Origin of the sequence: Microbacterium gorillae (assembly GCF_000826185.2) — a bacterium.
Taxonomy (GTDB): domain Bacteria; phylum Actinomycetota; class Actinomycetes; order Actinomycetales; family Microbacteriaceae; genus Microbacterium; species Microbacterium gorillae.
In genome coordinates, this window is record NZ_LN648867.1 from 1 (window position 1) to 2,948 (window position 2,948).

At 74.6% G+C, this 2,948-nt stretch carries 3 protein-coding genes; all 3 read left to right on the forward strand.

Translation table 11 applies throughout. The features are described 5' to 3' along the window. Positions 1-70: 70 nt before the first annotated feature. Positions 71-643: a uroporphyrinogen-III synthase gene (locus tag BN1193_RS00110; protein WP_052460275.1), complete on the forward strand. Its 573-nt coding sequence runs from the start codon at positions 71-73 to the stop codon at positions 641-643. Continuing rightward, positions 640-1,635, forward strand: coding sequence for a porphobilinogen synthase (hemB, locus tag BN1193_RS00115; RefSeq protein WP_040162764.1), 996 nt, complete (start codon positions 640-642; stop codon positions 1,633-1,635). Before BN1193_RS00110 ends, hemB begins: the two co-directional genes overlap by 4 nt. Further along, a partial coding sequence (locus tag BN1193_RS00120; RefSeq protein WP_040162766.1) for a glutamate-1-semialdehyde 2,1-aminomutase occupies positions 1,632-2,948 on the forward strand: 1,317 nt, incomplete at its 3' end. The genes hemB and BN1193_RS00120, both read left to right, overlap by 4 nt.

Here is a 2,948-nt window from a genome sequence, read left to right on the forward strand (position 1 = left end):
CCCCCCGCCGCTCGCGATGACGCCTTCGCCGCGCTCGCCGCCGGCGCGTTCGACTGGGTGCTGATCACGAGTGCGGCGGGCGTCGAGCCGTCGGGCCCCCGCCCTCCCGGGCGGCACCCGCCTGGCCGTGGTCGGTCCCGAGACCGCCCGCGCCGCCACCGCCGAGGGCCGCTCCGTGGCGTTCCGGCCGGACGGGCCGTCCTCGGCGGCAGCTCTGGCCGAGCAGTGGCTCGCCACCCACGGAGCCACGCCGCAGCGATGCCTGGTGGTGCGCTCCGACCTCGCCTCCGCGACCCTCAGCGATGACCTGGAGCTGCGCGGACACGACGTGCGCGTCTGCGTCGCCTACCGCACGGTGGGGGTGGATCTCACCGCGGAGGTCCGACGAGCACTGATGGACGGCGAGATCGACCTCGTGCTGCTCACTTCGCTCAGCGTCGCACGCGAACTGCGCCGCCAGGTCGGGACGCACCTGAGCGCGCGCCTGGCCGCGATCGGCCCCGGCACCGCCACGGACGCGCGTGGCCTCGGCTTCCGCGTGGACCACATCGCCGCACGCCAGAGCGTGCGCGATCTCATTTCCGAACTCGACACCGCGGCCGACCTCGGTCCGGCCGCCCCGAACGCCCAGGAGGACGCATGATCCCCACCCCGACCGACCGCCCGCGGCGGCTGCGCGCGAGCGCCGCCCTGCGCCGTCTCGTCACCGAGACGCACCTGCATCCGGCCCAGCTCGTGCTGCCGGTCTTCGTCAAGGAGGGCATCACCACGGCGCAACCGATCGCGAGCATGCCCGGGGTCGTCCAGTATCCGCTCGGCGGGATCGCCGAGGTCGTCTCCGCGGCCGCGGACGCCGGCCTCGGCGGCATCATGCTGTTCGGCGTGCCCGCGGAGCGCGACGCGTCCGGGTCGGGCGCGACGGAGCCGGACGGCATCCTGAACCGGGCGATCACCGCCGCGGTCGACGCCGCCGACGGACGGATCACGATTCAGGCCGACCTGTGCCTGGACGAGTTCACCGACCACGGCCATTGCGGGGTGCTCGCACCGGACGGCAGCGTCGACAACGACGCGACGCTGGCCCGCTACGCCGACATGGCGCTCGCTCAGGCTCGAGCGGGCGCGGAGGTCCTCGGCCTCAGCGGCATGATGGACGGTCAGGTCGCCGCCGTCCGGGCGGCCCTGGACGGGGCCGGTTTCGCCGATGTCGTGATCCTCGCGTACGCGGCCAAATACGCCTCGGCCTGGTACGGACCGTTCCGCGATGCCGTCGAGTCGACCCTGCAGGGGGACCGCCGGACGTACCAGATGGACCCCGCGAATGCGCGCGAAGGGGTCCGCGAGGCGCAGCAGGACATCGCCGAGGGCGCTGACATCGTCATGGTCAAGCCCGCCGGGCCGTACCTCGACGTGCTGCACCGGGTGGCCGCGGTGTCATCCGTTCCGGTGTGGGCGTACCAGGTGTCCGGCGAGTACGCGATGATCGAGTTCGCTGCCGCCGCGGGGGCGATCGATCGGGAGCGCGCCATCGCCGAGTCCGTGCTCGGCATCCGCCGCGCCGGTGCCGACGCCGTGCTGACCTACTGGGCGCTCGAGGTCGCAGGCTGGCTGCGCGCCGGACGGAGCCTGTCGTGAGCGTGAACGACACCCTGCTGGAGCGGGCGAAGCTCACCATCCCGGGCGGCGTGAACTCGCCGGTGCGGGCGTTCGGGTCCGTCGGCGGCACGCCGCGCTTCTACGTCTCCGGGCAGGGGGCCACCCTCACCGACGCCACCGGACGCGACTACGTCGATCTCGTCGCCGGGTGGGGTCCGGCCCTGCTCGGTCATGCGCATCCGGACGTGATCGACGCCGTGCACCGGGCGGTCAGTCGGGGGCTGTCCTTCGGTGCGTCCGGTCCCGGCGAGGCGGAGCTGGCCGAGCTCATCCGGGACCGGTCCGTGGGCGTCGAGCGGGTGCGCCTGGTGTCCACCGGCACCGAGGCGACGATGACGGCCATTCGCCTCGCGCGGGCCGCGACCGGGCGCGACCTCATCGTGAAGTTCGCCGGCCATTACCACGGGCACTCGGACGGACTGCTCGCGCAGGCCGGGTCGGGCCTGGCGACCTTCGCCCTGCCCGGCTCGGCAGGGGTGCCGGCGGACATCGCGGCACTGACCCTGGTGCTGCCGTACAACGATCCGGCGGCGCTGGAGGCGGCCTTCGCCGCGCATCCGGGCCGGATCGCCGCCGTCATCACCGAGGCGGCCGCCGCCAACATGGGCGTCGTCCCACCCGCGCCGGGCTTCACCACGGCGTTGCGCGAGCTCACCCGTCGCGAGGGGGCGCTGCTGATCAGCGATGAAGTCCTCACCGGGTTCCGCAGCGGCCCGCGCGGGTACGGGGGTGTGCTCGTGGACGCGGGGGAGGACGCCACCGCGGACCTGGTCACCTTCGGCAAGGTCATCGGCGGCGGACTGCCGGTCGCGGCCGTCGGCGGTCGGGCCGACGTCCTGGACCTGCTCGCGCCGACCGGTCCGGTGTACCAGGCCGGCACATTGTCCGGGAACCCCGTGGCGGTGGCCGCCGGCATCGCGACGCTGCATCTGGCTGACGCGGAGGTGTACCGGCGACTCGCCGCGGCGGCCGAGGCGTTGGCGGAGGCGGTGGCCGTGGCGCTCACCGCGGCCGGGGTCCCGCATCGGATCCAGTGGGCGGGCACGCTGTTCAGCGTGTTCTGGGGTCCGGAGGTCGCCGCCGGCGTCGCGGACTACGCCACCGCGCAGCGGCAGGACACGGCCGCGTACGCCGCGTTCTTCCACGCCATGCTGGACGCCGGCGTGGCCCTGCCGCCGTCGGCGTTCGAGGCGTGGTTCCTCACGGCCGCGCACGATGCCGCCGCCCTCGATCGCATTCGCGCCGCCCTCCCCGCCGCCGCCGCTGCGGCCGCCGCCGCCGCGTCCGGGGCC